Source organism: Solitalea longa (assembly GCF_002920915.1).
Taxonomy (GTDB): Bacteria; Bacteroidota; Bacteroidia; order Sphingobacteriales; family Sphingobacteriaceae; genus Solitalea; species Solitalea longa.
In genome coordinates, this window is the sequence record NZ_PQVF01000003.1 from 327,571 (window position 1) to 347,272 (window position 19,702).

A 19,702-nucleotide genomic window follows, 5' to 3' on the forward strand; every position below is an offset into this window, starting at 1 on the left:
TTACACTATCCTCAACTTGGCAAATTTAAGCAAAAGCTGCTTTTGTCCAAGTTCCTTAAAGAATATAGTTGCTTTTATATCCGGTTTCTTCCCTTCCAGATTAATAACTTTTCCAAAACCAAAGCGTTCATGCTCCACTTCCATGCCAACTTGCAGATCGGAAGTGTCGCTCGGAGCAAAACCATCAGTTGGCACATGCGCTTTTGCCAGTAACTGTGTGGTTTTTGGTTTGCTCGCAATCTTAGGCTTGGCGGCAAATTCAGTAAAGCCTTTTCGCTCGTCTCCAAAGTCGATATAAGGATTTGCTTCTTTTTGTTGTTTAGCCGGATTAAAGTCGAGATCAAGGAATTTAGGATCTACCTCATCCAGGAAACGGCTAGGCTCCGAATTTTGCAAGGTGCCAAACTTAAAACGGCTTGTAGCATAGGTAAGCGTAAGTTTCTTTTCGGCACGTGTGGTGGCAACATAAAACAAACGACGTTCTTCCTCCAAATCAGCACGTGAATTCAACGACATTTGTGATGGGAAAAGATTTTCTTCCAAGCCAACGATAAACACGTGCGGGAACTCCAAACCTTTCGACGAGTGGATCGTCATTAACGAAACAGTATTTTTGTCTTCTTCTTCCTTTTTTTCGTCGCCGGTAAGCAATGCCACGTCCATTAAAAACTGGTTAATGCTTCGGTCTTCGATATCCTCCCGCTCACTAAATTCTTTGATACCATTCAGCAATTCCTGGATGTTTTCGTATCGGCTTAAACCTTCAATGGATTTATCTGAATGCAGTTCACGCATTATACCCGATTGTTTGGCAATATGCTCGGCAACTTCGTAAGCATTTTTGCCTTTAGCCAAAGCCTGGAAACTGCGGATCATAGTGGCAAAGTTCATGATGTTCTCCACACCACGTCCGCTTACATACAGATGAATATTTGAAACGATCTCCCATAAAGGCAAATTCTTTTCATCTGCCAGAACAATGATCTTATCCATACTGGTCTTTCCAATTCCACGCACCGGATAATTAATCACTCTTTTCAATGCCTCTTCGTCATTGGGATTAATTGTCATTCTGAAATAGGCGATAAGATCTTTGATCTCTTTACGCTGGTAGAACGACATTCCGCCATAAATTTTATACGGAAGGTTTAGTTTGCGTAAGGCTTCCTCCAATGAACGCGATTGAGCGTTGGTACGATATAAAATGGCAAAATCCTGGTAGTTGAGCCCTTTCAGCGTTCGTTCCTGCATAATGGATTCAGCAACGATTTTGCCTTCTTCATTATCGCTGAATGCACGTATTACCTTGATCTTTTCTCCAGTTTCATTTTCAGAGAAAACATTCTTTTCGAGCTGATTTTTATTGTTTTTGATGATGCTGTTGGCAATACTAACAATGTTTTGGGTTGAACGATAATTCTGTTCAAGCTTAAAAATATTCAGCTCAGGATAATCCTTTTCAAAATTTAAAATGTTCTCAATATTAGCTCCACGGAAAGCATAGATACTCTGTGCATCATCACCCACTACACAAATATTACGATTAACAGCAGCCAGTTTTTTTACAATAATGTATTGTGAAAAGTTGGTATCCTGGTACTCATCCACCATAATGTATTTAAACTTATGCTGGTATTTGTTGAGTACATCAGGGTATTGTTTTAATAGGATATTGGTTTTGAACAAAAGATCGTCGAAATCCATTGCACCTGCCTTGTAGCAACGTTGCGCATAAATTTCATAGAGTTCAGCCATCTTGCCCCTGCCCGAAGAAAAATCATCAGCCTGAATACTTTCATTCTTTTTGTATTCGGCAACTGATATAAGGTTATTTTTTGCAGATGAAATTCTGTTTAAAACGAAGTTTACATTGTAGAGTTTATCATCGAGCTGTTGTTCTTTGATAATGGCACGAAGTAGACTTTTGCTATCATCGGTGTCGTAAATGGTGAAATTGCTTGGGTAGCCCAATTTATCAGCTTCTACGCGCAAAATACGTGCAAAAATAGAGTGGAAAGTTCCCATCCAGATATTGCGCGCATCAGGACCAATAATAGCCGAAATACGCTCACGCATTTCACGGGCGGCCTTATTAGTAAAGGTTAACGCAAGAATATTGAATGGATCAACCTTTTTGTTTATCAGGTGGGCAATACGATAAGTGATAACGCGGGTTTTGCCTGAACCGGCACCGGCAATAATCATTAAAGGACCTTCTGTACATTCAACCGCACTTCGCTGTGTTGGGTTTAGCTTATCTAAATAACTCAATTTAACTCCCGAATTTAAAAGCCTGCTAAGTTAAATAAACTTATTGAACAAGGGGGTAGGAAATGTATAATCAGTAATTAGCAAATGGTGTTCAGTACTTAATTTTCTGTTCGCAGTCCTCAGGATTTGCCCGCGGATCTACTGTGTTTTGGCAACGGCTTCTTCTTTAAGAGCATGATCGGAAGTGATCCAAACCAATACTCTTCTGTTTTTGGCGCGACCATTTTCTGTTGTATTCGAAGCCACAGGTTGTGTGTCGCCAACGCCATAGGCATTTATACGATCGGCCCCAATACCATTGTTTACCAGGTAATGTTTCACCTCTTCGGCACGTTTAAACGAAAGAGAAAAATTATATGCTTCATCACCGCTATTATCCGTATGTCCCTGAACTACATTATAGGTTTTGGCATATTTCTTAATAATGCCTACCAGTTTATTTACGGTTGGAACAGCGGTATCTTTAATGGTATACTGATCAACATCAAAGAACACTTCATTTACAAAAGTTACTTTAATAGAGTCACCAATACGTTCAACTTTACAATCCTTTACCGTGCGTTGAATTTCAAAAGCCTCTTTATCCATGTATTTTTTTATATAGGCTTTTGATGCATTGTTTTTAGATGCCTTAGTTGCCGAGCACGATGTAAAACAAAAAGCAATTATACCCAACAGGTAAAAAAAGATCAATTTGAATTGATAATAACGCTTTGGTAAGCCTTTTGACATAAAGTATTAATTAATAGGTCTTTCAGTAACAAACCTACATGATTTAAGCTGAAATACAAGAATTTAAGTAAAAATTTTGTTATTGATAATAGAACATATTTTTAATTACTAATATTTCTTAAAATTTAATTTTGAGAAATCATTAATGTAAAAAATGAATTGTAGGTCCGCCTATAATTGCTGCTCATTTAACCGCTTTTTATAGATACTTTTCCGCTAGCTAAAAAAATGTGGTTAGTCATTCCATATTTATTTATTTCTTTCTTCCTTTGTCTCCAAATTCTAATTTCATGGAAACCATCAAGAACTATATTGAAGCTAACAAACAACGTTTCCTCGACGAATTGTTTGATATTTTACGCTTCCCTTCAGTAAGTGCTGATCCGCAGTTTAAAGAATCTGTATTAAAAACTGCCGATTATATTAAAGATCGTTTAATTGATGCTGGTGCTGACAAGGTAGAAGTTTGTCCTACAGCCGGCTATCCGATTGTTTATGGTGAGAAAATCATCGACCCATCATTGCCAACTGTAGTAGTTTACGGGCATTATGATGTGCAGCCTGCTGATCCGCTTGAATTGTGGCACACACCTCCGTTTGAGCCTACGGTGAAAATTACAGAAGAGCATCCGGAAGGTGCTATTTATGCACGTGGCGCTTGTGATGATAAAGGTCAGATGTACATGCATGTGAAAGCGTTTGAGCTGATGATGAAAACCAACTCCTTGCCTTGTAACGTTAAGTTTATGATTGAAGGCGAAGAAGAAGTTGGTTCATCCAATCTTGCCACTTTCGTAAAAGCAAATAAAGAACGCTTAAAAGGTGATGTAGTATTGATCTCTGATACTTCAATGATCGCTAATGATGTTCCTTCAATTGAGTGTGGTTTACGTGGTTTAGCGTACATGGAAGTTGAAGTAATTGGCCCTAATCGTGATCTGCACTCAGGTGTTTATGGTGGAGCAGTTGCTAATCCGGCTACCATTTTAGCTAAAATGATCGCTTCATTACATGATGAAAACAACCATGTTACTATTCCTGGTTTTTATGATAAAGTAATCGAACTTACCGAGGCCGAGCGTGCTGAAATGGCTAAACAACCATTTAGCGAAGCTGCCTATAAGAAGGATTTGAATATTGATGAGGTTTGGGGTGAAAAAGGCTATTCAACTATTGAGCGTACTTCAATTCGTCCAACCTTAGAGGTTAACGGTATTTGGAGCGGTTATATTGGCGAAGGTGCTAAAACTGTTTTACCTTCAAAGGCAAACGCTAAAATTTCAATGCGTTTAGTACCTGGCCAAAATTCTGAAGAGATTTCAAATTTATTCGCAGCTCATTTCGAGAAAATTGCGCCTAAATATGTGAAGGTAAAAGTAAGTGCTCATCATGGTGGAGAACCAGTTGTAACACCTACTGATTCTGTTCCGTTTAAAGCGGCTAGTAAAGCAATGGAAGAGAGCTTTGGTAAAACTCCAATTCCAACCCGCGGCGGAGGAAGTATTCCAATTGTAGCCCTGTTTGAAAAAGAGCTTGGTTTGAAATCAGTATTAATGGGCTTTGGTTTAGATTCAGATGCATTGCACTCGCCAAATGAGAAATACGGCTTATTCAATTACTATAAAGGTATTGAAACCATTCCTTTGTTCTTCAAGCATTTTGCTGCAATGAGCAAATAGAATTTCAATTTTATTATTTTTTTGGGGAAGGCAGCTGTGGAAGCTGCCTTTTCTGTTTCCCATTGTTGTTAAAATTGTAAATGTTTTCACCTGGTTATTAAAGTGAAACTATAGTTAATATCAGAAAGTATAAATTACTAATCAGCGTTAATCAACCAAACCAAGCCCTAGCGCTGATTCCAATATGTTAGTTCGATTAAATGTCCAATGGATAAGAGGTCGTGTGCGTATATTTCTGGGACTCCTTATCCTTCTCTTTTTAATTCCAAAGAAATCTGACCCCTATTCAAACAAGAAAATCGTTTACCTCACACCCCGGATCATTAAGCTCGTTCAATACCGTAAAACAGACGCTTTTGGGATTCATATACCAACTATGTATAATGTACATGGCATTGATATATCGCGCTATCAGCAAAAAATAAATTGGAAAAAGTTAAAAGCAGTTGATGAAGAAGGTGTAGCCATTTCTTTCGTTTATATAAAAGCAACGGAAGGTGTAGATGCACTCGATCCGATGTTTTCAACCAATTGGAATGAGTGTAAAAATGCCGGTTTATTAAGAGGGGCTTACCATTATTTTAAACCCAAAAAATCAGGGAAAGAGCAGGCGAAGTTCTTTTTAAACAAGGTTGCTCATCTTGCTGGCGATCTTCCACCGGTAATTGATGTAGAAGAAAGAGGAAAGATGTCTTTGGGGCTGTTTCATCGTAATTTAAAAAGCATGATCGATGAAATTGAAGCTGAAGTAGGAGTGAAACCGGTAATTTATACCAGTTTACGTTTCTACCAAGATTTTATTAAGACAAAGTTTGCTGATTATCCCTGCTGGATCGCTAATTATCATCATCCTAAATTATTGTTTACCAAAGAAAAATGGGCCATTTGGCAACATTCAGATAAAGGGAAAGTTAGCGGAATTATGGGACGTGTGGATTTTAACACTTTTAATGGTTCAATGGATGAACTTAAAAAGCTTTGTGTGAAATAACTGCTACAATAGAGTTAGTAAAAGCAAATCGCACAAAATAACTATTAATTTATTTTTTTAAATAGTCGTTTGTTTAATAACATGTTTTTCATAAATTAATGATTATCAATCAAATATATTTAAAAATGAAAAACAAGAAACTTCTATTTGGAATGTCGCTAGCATTAACGGCATTAGCTTTAGTGTACTGCTCAAAAAAGAGTGATAGTGCAACTGAAAATCTAACAACTGAGCAAAAATCAACTGCGAGTGATCGAAGCACTGAAGCAGTTGCCTCTTCTAATATTAGTATTTATGGAGCCTGGCATGCGGGTAGTGAATATTGTTCATGGGCTACTGTACGTACTATTCCTGAATTTGATAGTAAAAATCATTGGTTAATTGATAGAGGAGACGGACAACCATCCGTTAATCTTATTGTTTTGAGTTTTGTCAATCCTTTAAAATTACTCAACAAGACAAATGATGCCCAAACGGTAAACGGTATTCCCAAGGGGATGACTCAGGATATTGTTAACTACTTTAAAAGTAAGAATATACGTGTTATGCTTTCAATTGGAGGAATAACGTATACGGATGATTGGAACCAGGCATTGTCTACAAATGCAACTCAATTAGGCTTAAATGCCGCAGCGGTTGCTCAACAGATGGGAGTAGGTATTGAAATAGACTATGAAGAAAGTTCTAACCCTAATTTAACTGGTCTTCAGGCATTTATTACGTCCTATAGATCTGTATTGCAATATGATGCCAGTGGTAATAATCATGCTGCACGTTTAACAATTGATTTGGCAGCAGGAGATAGATGGTTAATTGATATCTGTAGAAAAGCCACTACCGATTGGCTAAAAACTACAAATCCTGTATTGGATTATGCCAATGCAATGGTGCCGTCTCGTCAACCTTCTAATGCTTCTGCTGCTCAAACAGATTGGCAGGAACATATTAATGGTAAATCAAACTTTAATCCCGTTATTCCTCCTTTAGCTCCTTGTAAGTTTACGGGTGGATTATATATTGTTACTAGTCGTAATGCGGCACCTGAATGTATTAATTTTAATAGTTCATTAATTAAAAGCACCGGAAACTATGTTCAAACGGTAGCTCCCAATGGAGCTGGAACTACTTCGGGTATGCTTGGTTACATGTTTTGGGCAGCAGAATGTCCATCTACTCGACGTGTTTGTACAACACCACCGAATAGTTGTGAAAATGGCGTAGGAATAGGAGCTCAAACCTACGGGATCCCAATTCCAATGCAGCCACTTCGTCAGCAATAGTTAAGCAAATTATAAAGGAAAAAAGGGTTGAATTAGTTCAACCTTTTTTTCCTTTATAATTAATTAGGCCATTTCTGTTTCGTCAAATTAATTTTGCTTATATCTTTGTCGCTGAAATCTCCGTATGGCCAAACGTAACAGCAGCGCAACAAAATCAACCTCAAAAAAAGTAAAACGACCTCAAGGTATCCCTATTCGTTATTTCTGGTGGAAAGTAAGCGGATTTTTGCTGCTTATGTGTTTCGTTGTTTTTTATGCTCCGATTGTAAAAACAGTTTTATCGATAAAGGAAAGTGTAAGCGACGGCATGTCGGACTTTCGCTATGTACATATTGAATCTTACGGCATTAAAATTCCCAAGAAGTTTAAGGTTCATGGCATTGATGTTTCCAAATACCAATCACGTATAGATTGGGAAAAGGTGAAGAAGATGGAAGATGATGGGGTAAAGATCAACTTTGTGTTTATCAAGGCAACCGAAGGTCAGTTCAATATTGATCCTTACTTTCAGCGAAACTGGAAACAGTCTAAAAATGCGGGATTGATGCGAGGTGCTTATCATTACTTTAAGCCGCGTAAATCGGGTAAATGGCAGGCCGCTTTATTTCTCCAAACTGTTAACTATGAGTCGGGTGATCTTCCTCCAGTAATTGATATTGAAGAAACAGGCCGTTTATCTCCCGAAGAACTTAGGGAAAACCTGAAAGAATGGCTCGAAACAGTGGAGAGGAAAGTAGGAGAGAAACCTATCATCTACACCGGCTATAAATTTTACGAAGATTATTTGAAGGGCTATTTTGATGATTATCCGTATTGGATAGCACATTATTATCAGTCGAAATTAAAGATTGAAGACAACACACAATGGAGTTTTTGGCAGCACTCCGATATTGGTAAGGTAAATGGCATCAGGCAACGCGTTGATTTCAATGTTTTTAATGGAAACCTGGAAGATTTGAAAGACCTGTGTTTGGAGTTAGATTAGCGTCAAAATAAATGGTTGGTGCTCATTAAAACCGCTGCGGGGAGTTTCATCCTATTCAAAATATAGACTATATTTAGCGCAACAACACAGCTAAATTAAGAACATACATGAAAAAAGTCTATCTAAGCGATTCGGGGCCGAAAGTATCAGCAGCAATTTATGGTTTTTGGAGATGGGGAAGTGAAGGAATGGTGAGTTCTTCTCAAATGGAAGAAATTGTTGACCATTGTTTGAGTTTAGGTATCAACACTTTTGACCATGCCGATATTTATGGCAATAATGCTTGCGAAGAACTTTTCGGGAAGGTAGTTAAACAAAAATCGATTAAACGTGATGAAATTGTATTGTTTACCAAATGCGGGCTTATTAAAAAAGGCAGCAATGGTGCACAAATCGATCATATCAACTCTTCAGCCAGGCATATTCGTCAATGTGTTGAGCAATCTTTGAAAAATCTTCAAACCGACTATATTGATATTTTCTTATTAGATCACCTTGATCATATTTCGTTTTTGGAGGAAACAGCCGGAACCATCTTGCAGCTAATAGAATCGGGTAAAATCAAACATTTTGGAGTTGCCAACCTAACAGCTTCACAGCATCAGTTGATCTCATCGTATTTGCGCGTGCCGGTTGTTACCAGCCACATCGAACTAAACTTACTTAATACAACCGCTATTGATGACGGACGTTTCGATTTTATGCGTCAGAAATACAGCAAGCCACTGGCCTGGTCGCCTTTGGCAGGCGGACGTATTTTAAATGGTAGTGATGCGCAGGCTTTACGGGTGCGTAAGAAATTAGAAGAAGTGGCTCATAAATATAACGCCAATGTTGAAGAAACAGCAGTAGCCTGGTTAATTAAACTGGGTGCTTTGCCCATTATAGGCGCTTTACATAAAGAACGCATTTCAAATGCTGCCAGAGCTTTTGAAATTGATATGGAGCACGAAGACTGGTATGCCTTATACCAAGCGGCCATTAACAGTTAAATTTTATATTCCTCCTGATTATGAAAAGAGTTTTATTCATTGTAAACCCATTCTCAGGAGGAATTGATAAAACAATCTTGCTGGATTCAATCGAATCATTCGTTAAAAACCACCATTATTCTCATTTGATTTATAAGACCTCCGGATCAGAAGATTTGGAACAGGTTAAAAAACTGATCGTAGAATTTCAGCCAGCAATACTAGCAGTAGCAGGAGGCGACGGTACTGTTCTTACAGCTGTGAATGCTGTTTTAGATACTTCCATTCCTATTGCAATAATTCCTGTGGGTTCGGCTAATGGTATGGCTAAAGAGTTAAATATTCCTACAGATATTTTTAAGGCCTTAACGCTAATTGAGTCGGGGATTGACCTGAAGATTGATTTATTAGATATTAACGGACAGGTTTGTGTGCATTTGGCCGATGTTGGTTTAAATGCCAAGGTGGTAAAGCGCTTTGAACAAGACCCTAACCGGGGGTTATGGGTGTATGGAAAATATGTGTTCAGAGAACTTTTTCAGCTTCGGATCAACCGATTTATTATACAGTTGCCAGAAAAAAAAATTAAACGGTTTGCTGTATCAATGATCTTTGCCAATGCCTCAAAGTACGGTACAGGAGCGGTAATTAATCCGGTTGGAAGTTTAACTGATGGAAAGTTCGAGCTATGTATCATTAAGCAATTTCCTTTTTGGCAATTTTTTATACTGGCACTGAAAGCTTTCTTTGGCAAAATTTCCAATTCGGCCTATGTGGAAATTATCAGCACTTCCGAGGCCATTATTAAGGCTTCTCGCAAAACGCTTTTGCAGGCCGATGGTGAAATATTGGGTAAGGTAAAAAGGATTGTGATTAAGGTATTGCCCCAAGCCGTAACTTTTAGGGTTTCATCAGTTTAATTCGACGCTATAAATACACTCTCCAGGTAAATACTTTGACCTAAACGCGAAACATTCACAAACAACTTTTTCCTCAAAGAAAGTTAATTTAAAGAACCCTTTTTTATCCACCCCAAAATTGAGGTGTTTCCCGCTTGTAACCACATATTTTACCTTGCTTCCTGATCCGCTTACAATAAAATGGTTGCCGTTTTTAGTTATATGCTGCAAATTATGTTCGTGTCCACAGGCATAAATTAGGCCCGGGTATCTTTCGAAAATGAGCTTTAGTTTGGCTCTTAACCTCCGATACCTTGGATGCGTGATGTCTTCTTTTGCCCCGTAAAGCCGACGATAAAGTGGCAGCAAAGAGCCTATTATTGGTAATGGAAGCCATGCGTTTTTACGGTAAACAGTCAGAGGGAAAAGATGATGACGGAATTTGTATCGACCACCATGCATTGAATAGCTATAAATGGGTGTATGGCCCACCACAATAATTTTTTTATGGCGATGAGTAAAAAGCATTTTATTGAGCTGAGCAAAGAACTCCTGTTCATTGCTTACCGAACAGTTATAGTGCTTGCCTGCTGGTTTAAATCCTTCTTGAAGCCACCACTGTGTATTAATGGCAATAATGGCAATATGTTCAGTGCTGCTTATTAATGCTGGCCCGGGACAACCTCCACTGGGCTGGTAAATGGTTTTATCGTTAAAAAGTTTGGTTAAATAATCTTCCTGCCGCAAAACATATTCGTAACCATTGGATTTACCTTTGTTCCAATCATGATTTCCGGAGATGAAGATTTTCTTTCCTTTAAAATCACTCAGATACGAATGGTAAAAGTTAAGCACATTTTCTGCATGTCTCCGGAACGAATGATTCTCCGGAGGCAAACCATTGGGGTAAATCAGGTCGCCCAAAAAAATGATCATACTGTTTGGAGAGGAGGGAAACTGTTTTTTCAATAAGTTAAAAACAACGTCCCTGCCGTCGGTTTTTAGTTCGCCGGTATCTCCGATTAAGATTAGTTCAAAAGGCTGATTAGTCTCCGCTTTCATGTGGTGGAGGCAGTACAACTGCTTTTCGTTTTAAATCAAGCGTATAGTAAAAGAACAAGCGCATGGTATTGTTGCTATCATACACATTTCCCGATGATTTTTGCTGGTATACATTCATATAGCCGAAATCGAAATTGAGTGATTTGGTAATGTTTTGTTTTATGCCGATAAATAAACGGTTCTGATCCATCGAATTATAAACCACTTCTTTACCAAAATTTAGCAAAATTTCATCCGATAGGCATAAGGCCGGAAGTTTAGCCGCCTTTTCTCCTTTAAATACCGGAATTGTCGCGCTCAGTAAGTAGCGAACACGGTTGGTAAACTTCATTCCCACCTTTACATCATTCGATAATTTTTCCTGCCAGCGTTGTTCAACTCGCAGGCGTTGAGTTAAACCCACCGTCCCTAGTTTTTGGTTTAACAAAAACTCGGTATAAAAACGGTTTTCGTCTTGCCAGTTAGATAAACCTTCGGCAGGTGTTAACCATAAATGAGCATAACCAGCAACTACCCGCATATTAGGCTTAATATAATAACCCCCACCAAACCGTACGAACCAAAAATTAGTTTCGGCCATAAAATCTTGTCGCCGGTTGTGGAAATCGGCAACAGCGGCCCACTTATCACTAAATTTAACAACATTGTTAAGAGAGAACCACGACATGGCATTATGATTTACCACTTTTTGGGTTTGAGCGCTGGCGCAACCGATTTGAAGAATGAAAACGATGAGTAAAATTGAACAACGACGCATAAGCAAAGAATTTAAGGAATGAGATGAACAGTTAATAGATGGGAGGTATTAACAGGGGCCAAATATAGAGTAAATGCGAGTTTTTCTAAAGAATTTAAAAATTAAACGATCCTTGAAATGGCATTTTTGGGCTACTCGTTAGTGGTTAATTTCAATGTTAAGCCGACATAAATTTTTAGTAAACGCTAAATTTCAAAATAACATTTCAGGCTGGTTAAGTACCTCGAAATGATAATGGTTTCTTCATTTTTTATTAAAAAATGAAGATTTAAATAGACATTTTTGTCGCACCAAAATATAATCCAAGTTATGATCGTCGGACTTCCTAAAGAAATCAAAAACAACGAGAATCGTGTTGCTCTTACACCAGGTGGTGTTACCGAGTTGGTTAAAAACGGACATACTGTTTACGTACAGGCTACGGCTGGAAACGGTAGCGGTTTTAGTGACGAAGAATATAAATCAGCAGGTGCAACTATACTTCCAACAATTGAAGAAGTTTATGCAATTGCCGAAATGATCGTGAAAGTTAAAGAACCGATCGAATCAGAATATAAATTGATTAAGCCAAATCAATTAGTTTTCACATACTTCCACTTTGCTTCTCACGAGCCATTAACTAAAGCTATGGTTGCAAGCAATGCGGTTTGTTTAGCTTATGAAACTGTTGAGAAAAAAGACCGCTCATTACCATTGTTAGTACCAATGAGTGAAGTTGCAGGTCGTATGGCAATTCAAAAAGGTGCCAACTACCTTGAAAAACCTTTAGGTGGCCGTGGTATTTTATTAGGTGGTGTTGCAGGTGTGGCTCCAGCTAAAGTATTGGTATTAGGCGGTGGTATTGTAGGAACCGAAGCTGCTAAAATGGCTGCCGGTTTAGGTGCCGATGTTACCATTATGGATATCAGCTTACCTCGCTTACGTTATTTATCAGACATTCTTCCGGCTAACGTTAAAACCGTTATGTCGAACTCATACAACATTGCTCAAGCTATTAAGTCTTCAAACTTAATCGTTGGTGCGGTATTAATTCCAGGTGCTAAAGCTCCTCACTTAATTACCCGTGCAATGTTAAAAGATATGCAACCAGGTACTGTTTTAGTTGACGTAGCTGTTGACCAAGGCGGTTGTATCGAAACTTGTAAACCTACCACTCACGAAAATCCAACTTTCGTAATTGATGGTGTTGTTCATTACTGTGTTGCCAACATGCCGGGTGCAGTTCCTTACACTTCAACATTGGCTTTAACCAATGCTACTTTACCTTACGTGTTGAAGTTAGCTAACCAAGGTTGGTTAACGGCTTGCCAAAAAGATGAAGAGTTGCGCAAAGGTTTGAACGTGATCAATGGTAACATTGTTTACAAGCCTGTTGCAGATGCCTTTAACATGGCTTACTCTCCAGTAGAAAACTACTTGTAGTATTTAGTTTTGTAAATTTTTCTTCATAGATAGTGGATTGAGCGACCCCAGGGATGGGGTCGCTTGTTTTTTATAATTATTCCCTAAGGCAGTAAAATGGCTTGAAAACCTTACTTATGTTGTCAAGGTTTAGAAGAAGAATATAGTCTAAATAGCATTCTTCTTCTATCAAATTATTATATTTAAGTTAGGTTAGGGATTGTTTCATTAATTGAAATAATCTTAACTGTCTAAATATACGCTCATGTTACAATCGCTTATAAGAAACTGGTGGGTTATTTTATTGCGCGGTATGGCGGCAATTGGCTTTGGAATTATCGCATTTATCTGGCCGGGCATCACACTTATTACACTTCTCTATTTTTTTGGATTATACCTTATTGTCGATGGTTTTATTGCCCTTTTTACGGTTATTTCCAGCTGGGGAAGGAGAGAAGACAAGTGGTTATTGGTAATTGACGGAATTTTAAGTTTAGCCGTTGGGGTAGTGGCTGTGCAATCGCCGCTGGATGCCAATGTAGCCATAGTTTTTATAGTTGGTTTTTGGGCAATTATGGGGGGAATCATAAAGGTTGCCTTCGCCATTCATGTTCGAAACGAGATAAAAGGCGAAGGCTGGATTGCTTTTAGTGGTGTGGTCACCATGCTGTTTGGTTTCGTTTTAATTGCCGACCCTTTACAAGGTGCTATTAGCTTAATCTGGCTCATAGGAGCTTTATCAATTGCTTTAGGCTTTATGTGGGTCATTACTGCATTCAGAATACGTTCATTCAGCAGCCGACTGAGGTATTAAATATTCAGGGCTTCTTTTAGCTTGGCATATCCGCTTTTACTTACCGGTACCTGAATGCCTGATTTAAGCACTGCCAAATGTGATTCCTTATCATAAATATCAATCCGGACAATTTGATTCATGTTGATCAGGTAAGAGCGGTGAACCCTGATAAACTGTTGCTCATCGAGTGTTTTTTCAAAAAAACTCATTGTTTTGTTCTTCAAAAAGCCACCTTCGGAGGTCTGAATCTTTACATAATCATCAGCCGCTTCCAAATAATGGATGTCCAAGGTTGGAATAATCTTGATCTTTCCTTCCACTTTTACTACAACGCGATTGCTTTGTGCCGGTGTTGCGGCAATATGTTCAATAACCTGTTTAGTTGCTGTTGAAGCTTCCCCGATGTTGCGGTTAGCCACCCATTTTTGCATGGCCTTGTCGAAACGCTCTTTAGAAAAAGGTTTCAGCAGGTAATCAACGGCATTGGCCTCAAAAGCTTTAATGGCATATTCATCAAAAGCTGTGGTAAAAATGATAGACGGTGGGCAATCGAGTAATTCAAGCATTTCAAAGCCAGTGATTTTAGGCATTTGTATATCTAAAAAAACCAGATCGGGTTTATGCGTACTGATGGCTTTAACACCTTCAAATCCATCTGCGCATTCTTGTATGATCTCAACTTCGGGATAGGCTTTTAAGTATTCTTTAACAATGGCTCTCGCCAAAGGTTCATCATCTATAAGTATTGTTTTAATCATTGGTCTGTGGAATTCTAAGCGTGGTATTAAATATATTTCCGTTTGTTGATGTTTCTAAAAGGTCGTTGCGTGCAAAAAGTAAATACAGTCGGCGGCTGATGGAACTTAAGCCGAAACCTGTTCCCTGTGGAACATTGGTCTGTTTGTCGAAAGGGTTTTTTACATGAATAGTTAATTCATTGTTTGCGTTTTTTAAAACCTGTATACTGATAGCAACCTGCTCGGTGGTGTCGTAAAGGCCAAATTTAATGGCGTTTTCAACTATGGGTTGCAACAGCATTGGAGGAAGTTTAAAGTTTCTGGTTGCTTCATCCATTTCAATTAAGGTTTCAAGACGGTGACTAAAGCGCACTTTTTCAATATCTAAATAAAGCTTTAAATGCTGAATTTCTTCATCGGCAGTAACCCATTGGTTTTCCTCTTTTTTTAAGGTGCCCCTTAAAAAGTCCGACAATTGCTGGATCATGGTTCGAGCCTCCTCCGGTTGTACAACTATTAATGCACTAATGGAGTTTAGGCTGTTAAATAAAAAGTGTGGTTGTAACTGTTGACGTAGTTTGAACAGCTCTGCCTCACGCGCAAGTTTCTCAGTTGATTCATGGAGGCGCATATGCTCTTCCTGCTCCTCGCTACTGTACCAAAACAGGCTTAGTACTGCCACCCATCCAATGATCAGGCAGCCTATTAAAAAACGGATCAATAACGATTTCTTAAGAAATACTGCATAACCCGCTGAATGCACAATATTGGAAAGTGAAACATTGCTTATTATCAACCATAAAATGGTGATAGCCAGTATTTCAATAATGGTAAACAGGTAGTTTCCTTCGGGCCGATAAAAGATAAAGATATAGCTGATAAGTGCGCATGAACAAGCCAAAAATATGTTAGACACCAGACTATCGGTTACAGCTGTATAAATGTCGAATCCAAATGAATAATAAAGAACAACGGTATGAATAACTCCCCATATTATCCACAGGATAATAAATGCACATAAAAAAGCTTTATTCTTTAAAGGGTATGTAGCCATAGTTGAGTGTTATGTTAAAAGCTTTAAGTTCTAAGCTGTAAGTCGATTCATCAACCTAAAACTTAGAACTTAAAAACTCAAAACTATATATAATGTTCCACCTGAATTAACTGTCGGCGAACTTTGCGTGCTTTAATTTTTAAATCGCTTAGATATTCATTAGCGCTGTCGGCTTCAACAATTTCAGAGTAAACTTCTGATTTATCTGATACCGAATTAACTTTATCTAAAGCCACAATGTCAACAAATTTCCAGCTTACCAATTCTTTGTTAATGTTAAAGAAAGTTGATTGTTGGTCGATTCCTACTTCTTTTGCTTTAGAGAGCGCAGATGAAAAGTCGTCTGCTTGAATGAGCCTCAGCTGTTCGTCGAACTGTGGCCGATGGTTACCTTCTCCCGATTGGATCTGATAAACCAGCTTTGCAATAAACCATTCCATATGAGTATTTGTTTAAGATCTTTGTTTTTAAGAGCCTGGGGCTTATATTTTAATAACTTTTGATATCAATTCCACCGAAGATATTTGATCCTTTCAATATCAATTTTTTAGTAGGCCCATCGGTACTTGGCATAATCGGGCGCTTATCATCTACTCCGCCAAAAATGCTGGTGGTTTCAATTTTTACTTCCCAGTTTGCCGGAACGATCAGCTTGGTTCCACCGAAAACATTGTCGATATCGATAGTAACTGTTCCTTCAAAATCAGCCTGTGAAAGGTTAAGGTCAACCCCTCCAAAAACCGAGTTTACTCTGCCGCCTTTAAAGTTTTTTGATAATACGGTTCTTTTGGTTCCGCCAAATGCGTTGGTAATGTCGATTGAATCCTCATCTGAAACATCTTCTTTTACACAATCATAATGTCGGCGGTGCTTTGGACGTAACATGATCACTATTCCTAAGAAAATAATGCCTGCTGGAATAAAGTATCTGCGCAGTGAAAGATCCCAGGCATAATATTGGTTCATCATAAAATAAGAACCTATCAATATCAGCACAGCCCAGCCAATTCCTCTGAAATTATGCTTTGCACCTACAAACACTCCCATGCCAATTAATAGTGCCTGCCAGCTGAAAAGATAATCCGGCACGCCCAAATCCATTTGGCGCAATAAATAAATCACTCCAATAATGATAATCACCAACCCTCCTAAGAAATTGTTAGGCTGGCCGTAACGCATATGTCTTCTTTTTCTAAAGTCTGTTATTCTATCGTCTGAATATCTTGATTCTTGTTCCATGTTTTTAAATTCTTGACTGTTTATGATCCAAAAGTAATAGCGATCACTAAAGTTCAAAACCACAATCCGATTATCCGACCTAATATCTCGGCGAACGGTAGCTTTTAGTCGGTGAATTATTTAAACTTTTTAAAATCCAGCTTCAAAATCCTAAAATCTCTTTTGCTTTGGTATCTTTAACATTCAACTCTGATGAAACTCATGCATAAACACACTAATCAACTTATTAACGAAACTTCACCTTATCTTTTACAACATGCCCACAATCCGGTGAATTGGTATCCCTGGGGTGAAGATGCATTGAAAAAGGCAAGGGAGGAGAATAAACTTATTTTAGTCAGTGTTGGGTATTCAGCCTGCCATTGGTGCCATGTGATGGAGCATGAATCATTTGAGGATGAGGAGGTGGCAAGCCTGATGAACGAGCATTTTGTTTGTGTAAAAGTAGATAGGGAAGAGCGTCCGGACATAGATCAAATTTATATGAATGCGGTTCAGCTTATGACTGGTGGTGGTGGCTGGCCATTGAATTGTTTTTGTTTACCCGATCAGCGCCCGTTTTATGGAGGGACGTACTTCAAGAAAAATGATTGGAAACAATTACTGAACGACCTAAATGCCTTCTATCATAATAAACCTGATGAAGCTGAAGAATACGCCCGTCGTTTGCACGAAGGGATTAACCAATCAGACTTGGTAAGCTTTGTTAACGAGAAGAAAGAATACACAAACGAATCGTTAAAAGCCATTGTTGATCCCTGGATCCGTTATTTTGATTTTACTGACGGAGGACACAATCGTGCGCCTAAGTTTCCCTTACCCAATAACTTCTTATTTTTACTCCGATATGCCCATTTAATGAAAGATCAAGCGTCGAATGTGATCACTCGCATAACGCTTGATAAAATGGCTTATGGAGGGATTTATGATCAGTTGGGAGGAGGCTTTGCCCGCTACTCAGTCGATTCGGTTTGGCTGGTGCCACATTTTGAAAAGATGTTATATGATAACGCCCAATTGGTTAGTCTTTATGCCGAAGCTTACCAATACAGCCATTCAGAGATCTATAAAAAGGTAGTAGAGGAAACGCTTGAATTTGTAAAGCGTGAGTTGACATCGCCTGAAGGAGGGTTTTATTCAGCTTTAGATGCCGATAGCGAAGGGGTGGAAGGTAAGTTTTATTGCTGGACGAAAGATGAATTACAAGGCCTCTTAGGTGATGATGAAGAGCTTTTCAGTATTTATTACAACGTAACAGAACAGGGTAATTGGGAAGAAACCAATATTCTGCATCGCAAACAAGATGATGATGTACTGGCAGAAGCTTTAGGTATTACGGTTGAAAAGCTGCTCGAAATTATAGAACGTTGCAAAGCAAAGTTGATGAAAGTGAGGGCGGCCAGAATTCGTCCAGGACTGGATGATAAAATTTTAACTTCCTGGAACGCGATGATGTTAAAAGGTTATGTAGATGCTTATCGAGTTTTTAATAATGCAGAATACCTCCATGCAGCAATTGAAAATGCACACTTTATTTTGGGCAACTTAAAAGCTTCTAATGGATCGCTTAAGCGCAATTACAAGAACGGTAAAGCAACCATCAATGGTTTTTTAGATGATTATGCTTTTACCATAGATGCCTTCATTGAGCTTTATCAGGCCACGTTTGATGAGCAATGGCTTAATGAGGCAAAACTATTGGTTGATTATTGCAATGATCACTTCGCCGACACGGATTCGGGAATGTACTTTTATACCGCAGATATCGATGAGCAACTGATAGCCCGTAAAATGGAAGTGATGGATACGGTTATTCCTGCCTCAAATTCAGTTATGGCAAGGGCCTTACTAAAGCTGGGTACCTATTTTCAAAACGAAGAGTATCTGCAAAAGTCAAAGCAAATGCTGGCCAATGTGAGTGAACAGATAAAAAAATACGCTTCAGCCTATTCAAACTGGGCGTTGTTAAAGCTGGAGAATGTATTTCCTTTTTATGAGGTGGCTATTACCGGCAAAGGAGCCGTTAGCAGATTGGTTGAACTCGATCAGTATTATATTCCAAATAAACTGGTAATGGGAGGAGAAATTGGATCATTACCATTGCTGGAGGGAAAAATCAACGAAAAGTCGAAAGTATATGTATGCGTGAGCAGAACCTGCCTAATGCCAGTTTCGCAGGTGGTTGAAGCCGTTCAGCAAATGAAACATGACTTTCCAATTGTATAATTTAATTCGATGCAAAATATGCCTTCGCTTGACCTTGGAAGACAAACTTTCGGAGATATAACTAACGTAAATAATGTATTAAGCCGAGAAGAGGTGGCTCAATTATTGGCCGATTGGGTGAAAAATGAACGGCTGCTTTTGCACATGAAACAGGTAAGTTACCTGATGAAACAGTGGGCATTGGAGCGTGAGGAGCTTTCATCTGATGAAGCATGGAAATGGGAGATGGCCGGGGTACTGCATGATGCCGATTGGGATCAATGGCCCGAGCAGCATTGCAAATTAATTATTGAAGAGCTGGAACGAAGAAACGTTGATCCGGAAATTATTCATGCCATTGCATCTCATGGTCCTTTCTATTTTGGTGTTGAGCCCATAACTAAAATGGATAAAATGTTGTATGCCTTGGATGAGCTTTCGGGATTGATCCATGCTTACTCCTTAATGCGTCCGGAAGGTTATACTGGGATGGAATTAAAGGGAGTAAAGAAACGGCTAAAGGAGAAAACCTTTGCCGCCAATGTTTCCCGTAGCGATATTCAGGATGCCTGTGATCGGGCAAATCTCCATCTCGATGATTTGATTCAGTTTATCATTAACCATCAAGGTAATGTAAGCTGAA

18 protein-coding genes are annotated in these 19,702 nt (G+C 38.7%); 10 read left to right on the forward strand and 8 right to left on the reverse strand.

Features of this window, described 5'->3' with window-relative positions:
• Complete coding sequence (locus C3K47_RS05620; protein ID WP_103788134.1) at positions 1 to 2,271, reverse strand: ATP-dependent helicase; 2,271 nt, start codon at positions 2,269 to 2,271, stop codon at positions 1 to 3.
• Positions 2,272 to 2,409: 138 nt separating this feature from the next.
• Positions 2,410 to 3,003: an OmpA family protein gene (locus C3K47_RS05625; RefSeq protein ID WP_103788135.1), complete on the reverse strand. Its 594-nt coding sequence runs from the start codon at positions 3,001 to 3,003 to the stop codon at positions 2,410 to 2,412.
• A 290-nt stretch (positions 3,004 to 3,293) separates the two neighbouring features.
• Here C3K47_RS05625 and C3K47_RS05630 point away from each other — a divergent pair, with 290 nt between their 5' ends.
• The 6 genes from C3K47_RS05630 to C3K47_RS05655 all read left to right on the forward strand — a co-directional run bounded on the left by C3K47_RS05630 (position 3,294) and on the right by C3K47_RS05655 (position 9,829).
• Positions 3,294 to 4,682, forward strand: coding sequence for a dipeptidase (locus C3K47_RS05630; RefSeq protein ID WP_103788136.1), 1,389 nt, complete (start codon positions 3,294 to 3,296; stop codon positions 4,680 to 4,682).
• A 184-nt stretch (positions 4,683 to 4,866) separates the two neighbouring features.
• Positions 4,867 to 5,673 (forward strand): glycoside hydrolase family 25 protein, encoded by an 807-nt coding sequence (locus C3K47_RS05635; protein WP_103788137.1) that lies wholly within the window; start codon positions 4,867 to 4,869, stop codon positions 5,671 to 5,673.
• 125 nt (positions 5,674 to 5,798) lie between these two features.
• On the forward strand, positions 5,799 to 6,953 hold the full coding sequence (locus C3K47_RS05640) for a glycoside hydrolase family 18 protein (protein ID WP_103788187.1): 1,155 nt from the start codon (positions 5,799 to 5,801) through the stop codon (positions 6,951 to 6,953).
• 124 nt (positions 6,954 to 7,077) lie between these two features.
• Positions 7,078 to 7,938, forward strand: coding sequence for a glycoside hydrolase family 25 protein (locus C3K47_RS05645; RefSeq protein WP_103788138.1), 861 nt, complete (start codon positions 7,078 to 7,080; stop codon positions 7,936 to 7,938).
• A 107-nt stretch (positions 7,939 to 8,045) separates the two neighbouring features.
• The gene (locus C3K47_RS05650; protein WP_103788139.1) at positions 8,046 to 8,930 is read left to right on the forward strand and encodes an aldo/keto reductase; all 885 of its coding nucleotides are present in this window, start codon (positions 8,046 to 8,048) and stop codon (positions 8,928 to 8,930) included.
• Between the two features lie 20 nt (positions 8,931 to 8,950).
• Positions 8,951 to 9,829 carry a diacylglycerol/lipid kinase family protein gene (locus C3K47_RS05655; RefSeq protein ID WP_103788140.1) on the forward strand — a complete coding sequence of 293 codons (879 nt, stop codon included), beginning with the start codon at positions 8,951 to 8,953 and terminating at the stop codon, positions 9,827 to 9,829.
• Here the strand turns inward: C3K47_RS05655 and C3K47_RS05660 are convergent.
• Positions 9,821 to 10,870, reverse strand: a complete 1,050-nt coding sequence (locus C3K47_RS05660) for a metallophosphoesterase (protein WP_103788141.1) — start codon at positions 10,868 to 10,870, stop codon at positions 9,821 to 9,823. The two genes, C3K47_RS05655 and C3K47_RS05660, sit on opposite strands and share 9 nt — an antisense overlap.
• Positions 10,854 to 11,627 carry a DUF2490 domain-containing protein gene (locus C3K47_RS05665; protein ID WP_103788142.1) on the reverse strand — a complete coding sequence of 258 codons (774 nt, stop codon included), beginning with the start codon at positions 11,625 to 11,627 and terminating at the stop codon, positions 10,854 to 10,856. The genes C3K47_RS05660 and C3K47_RS05665 overlap by 17 nt, the downstream gene beginning before the upstream one ends.
• A 309-nt stretch (positions 11,628 to 11,936) precedes the next feature.
• Here C3K47_RS05665 and ald point away from each other — a divergent pair, with 309 nt between their 5' ends.
• Both ald and C3K47_RS05675 read left to right on the forward strand, forming a co-directional pair.
• Entirely contained in the window at positions 11,937 to 13,049 is a 1,113-nt protein-coding gene (ald, locus tag C3K47_RS05670; protein WP_103788143.1) for an alanine dehydrogenase, read from the forward strand.
• 244 nt (positions 13,050 to 13,293) lie between these two features.
• Positions 13,294 to 13,842 (forward strand): HdeD family acid-resistance protein, encoded by a 549-nt coding sequence (locus C3K47_RS05675; RefSeq protein ID WP_103788144.1) that lies wholly within the window; start codon positions 13,294 to 13,296, stop codon positions 13,840 to 13,842.
• On the opposite strand, the gene C3K47_RS05680 is transcribed toward C3K47_RS05675, so the two are convergent.
• The 4 genes from C3K47_RS05680 to C3K47_RS05695 form a co-directional block, all read right to left on the reverse strand.
• Positions 13,839 to 14,582 (reverse strand): LytR/AlgR family response regulator transcription factor, encoded by a 744-nt coding sequence (locus C3K47_RS05680; protein ID WP_103788145.1) that lies wholly within the window; start codon positions 14,580 to 14,582, stop codon positions 13,839 to 13,841. The genes C3K47_RS05675 and C3K47_RS05680 overlap by 4 nt on opposite strands.
• Positions 14,575 to 15,615, reverse strand: coding sequence for a sensor histidine kinase (locus C3K47_RS05685; RefSeq protein ID WP_103788146.1), 1,041 nt, complete (start codon positions 15,613 to 15,615; stop codon positions 14,575 to 14,577). Before C3K47_RS05685 ends, C3K47_RS05680 begins: the two co-directional genes overlap by 8 nt.
• Positions 15,616 to 15,698: 83 nt before the next feature.
• Complete coding sequence (locus C3K47_RS05690) at positions 15,699 to 16,055, reverse strand: DUF4288 domain-containing protein (RefSeq protein ID WP_103788147.1); 357 nt, start codon at positions 16,053 to 16,055, stop codon at positions 15,699 to 15,701.
• 49 nt (positions 16,056 to 16,104) lie between these two features.
• Positions 16,105 to 16,854: a LiaF transmembrane domain-containing protein gene (locus tag C3K47_RS05695; RefSeq protein ID WP_103788148.1), complete on the reverse strand. Its 750-nt coding sequence runs from the start codon at positions 16,852 to 16,854 to the stop codon at positions 16,105 to 16,107.
• A 201-nt stretch (positions 16,855 to 17,055) separates the two neighbouring features.
• On the opposite strand from C3K47_RS05695, the gene C3K47_RS05700 reads away from it, so the two are divergent.
• Positions 17,056 to 19,080 carry a thioredoxin domain-containing protein gene (locus tag C3K47_RS05700; RefSeq protein WP_103788188.1) on the forward strand — a complete coding sequence of 675 codons (2,025 nt, stop codon included), beginning with the start codon at positions 17,056 to 17,058 and terminating at the stop codon, positions 19,078 to 19,080.
• A gap of 18 nt (positions 19,081 to 19,098) precedes the next feature.
• Positions 19,099 to 19,701, forward strand: coding sequence for a hydrolase (locus C3K47_RS05705; protein WP_103788189.1), 603 nt, complete (start codon positions 19,099 to 19,101; stop codon positions 19,699 to 19,701).
• Position 19,702: the final 1 nt, after the last annotated feature.

Excerpts from the sequence above, each read along its gene's own strand:
- C3K47_RS05625 (WP_103788135.1), bottom strand. The coding sequence starts at position 3,003 with ATGTCAAAAGGCTTACCAAAGCGTTATTATCAATTCAAATTGATCTTT.
- C3K47_RS05630 (WP_103788136.1), top strand. The coding sequence starts at position 3,294 with ATGGAAACCATCAAGAACTATATTGAAGCTAACAAACAACGTTTCCTC.
- C3K47_RS05635 (WP_103788137.1), top strand. The coding sequence starts at position 4,867 with ATGTTAGTTCGATTAAATGTCCAATGGATAAGAGGTCGTGTGCGTATA.
- C3K47_RS05640 (WP_103788187.1), top strand. The coding sequence starts at position 5,799 with ATGAAAAACAAGAAACTTCTATTTGGAATGTCGCTAGCATTAACGGCA.
- C3K47_RS05645 (WP_103788138.1), top strand. The coding sequence starts at position 7,078 with ATGGCCAAACGTAACAGCAGCGCAACAAAATCAACCTCAAAAAAAGTA.
- C3K47_RS05650 (WP_103788139.1), top strand. The coding sequence starts at position 8,046 with ATGAAAAAAGTCTATCTAAGCGATTCGGGGCCGAAAGTATCAGCAGCA.
- C3K47_RS05655 (WP_103788140.1), top strand. The coding sequence starts at position 8,951 with ATGAAAAGAGTTTTATTCATTGTAAACCCATTCTCAGGAGGAATTGAT.
- C3K47_RS05660 (WP_103788141.1), bottom strand. The coding sequence starts at position 10,870 with ATGAAAGCGGAGACTAATCAGCCTTTTGAACTAATCTTAATCGGAGAT.
- C3K47_RS05665 (WP_103788142.1), bottom strand. The coding sequence starts at position 11,627 with ATGCGTCGTTGTTCAATTTTACTCATCGTTTTCATTCTTCAAATCGGT.
- ald (WP_103788143.1), top strand. The coding sequence starts at position 11,937 with ATGATCGTCGGACTTCCTAAAGAAATCAAAAACAACGAGAATCGTGTT.
- C3K47_RS05675 (WP_103788144.1), top strand. The coding sequence starts at position 13,294 with ATGTTACAATCGCTTATAAGAAACTGGTGGGTTATTTTATTGCGCGGT.
- C3K47_RS05680 (WP_103788145.1), bottom strand. The coding sequence starts at position 14,582 with ATGATTAAAACAATACTTATAGATGATGAACCTTTGGCGAGAGCCATT.
- C3K47_RS05685 (WP_103788146.1), bottom strand. The coding sequence starts at position 15,615 with ATGGCTACATACCCTTTAAAGAATAAAGCTTTTTTATGTGCATTTATT.
- C3K47_RS05690 (WP_103788147.1), bottom strand. The coding sequence starts at position 16,055 with ATGGAATGGTTTATTGCAAAGCTGGTTTATCAGATCCAATCGGGAGAA.
- C3K47_RS05695 (WP_103788148.1), bottom strand. The coding sequence starts at position 16,854 with ATGGAACAAGAATCAAGATATTCAGACGATAGAATAACAGACTTTAGA.
- C3K47_RS05700 (WP_103788188.1), top strand. The coding sequence starts at position 17,056 with ATGCATAAACACACTAATCAACTTATTAACGAAACTTCACCTTATCTT.
- C3K47_RS05705 (WP_103788189.1), top strand. The coding sequence starts at position 19,099 with ATGCCTTCGCTTGACCTTGGAAGACAAACTTTCGGAGATATAACTAAC.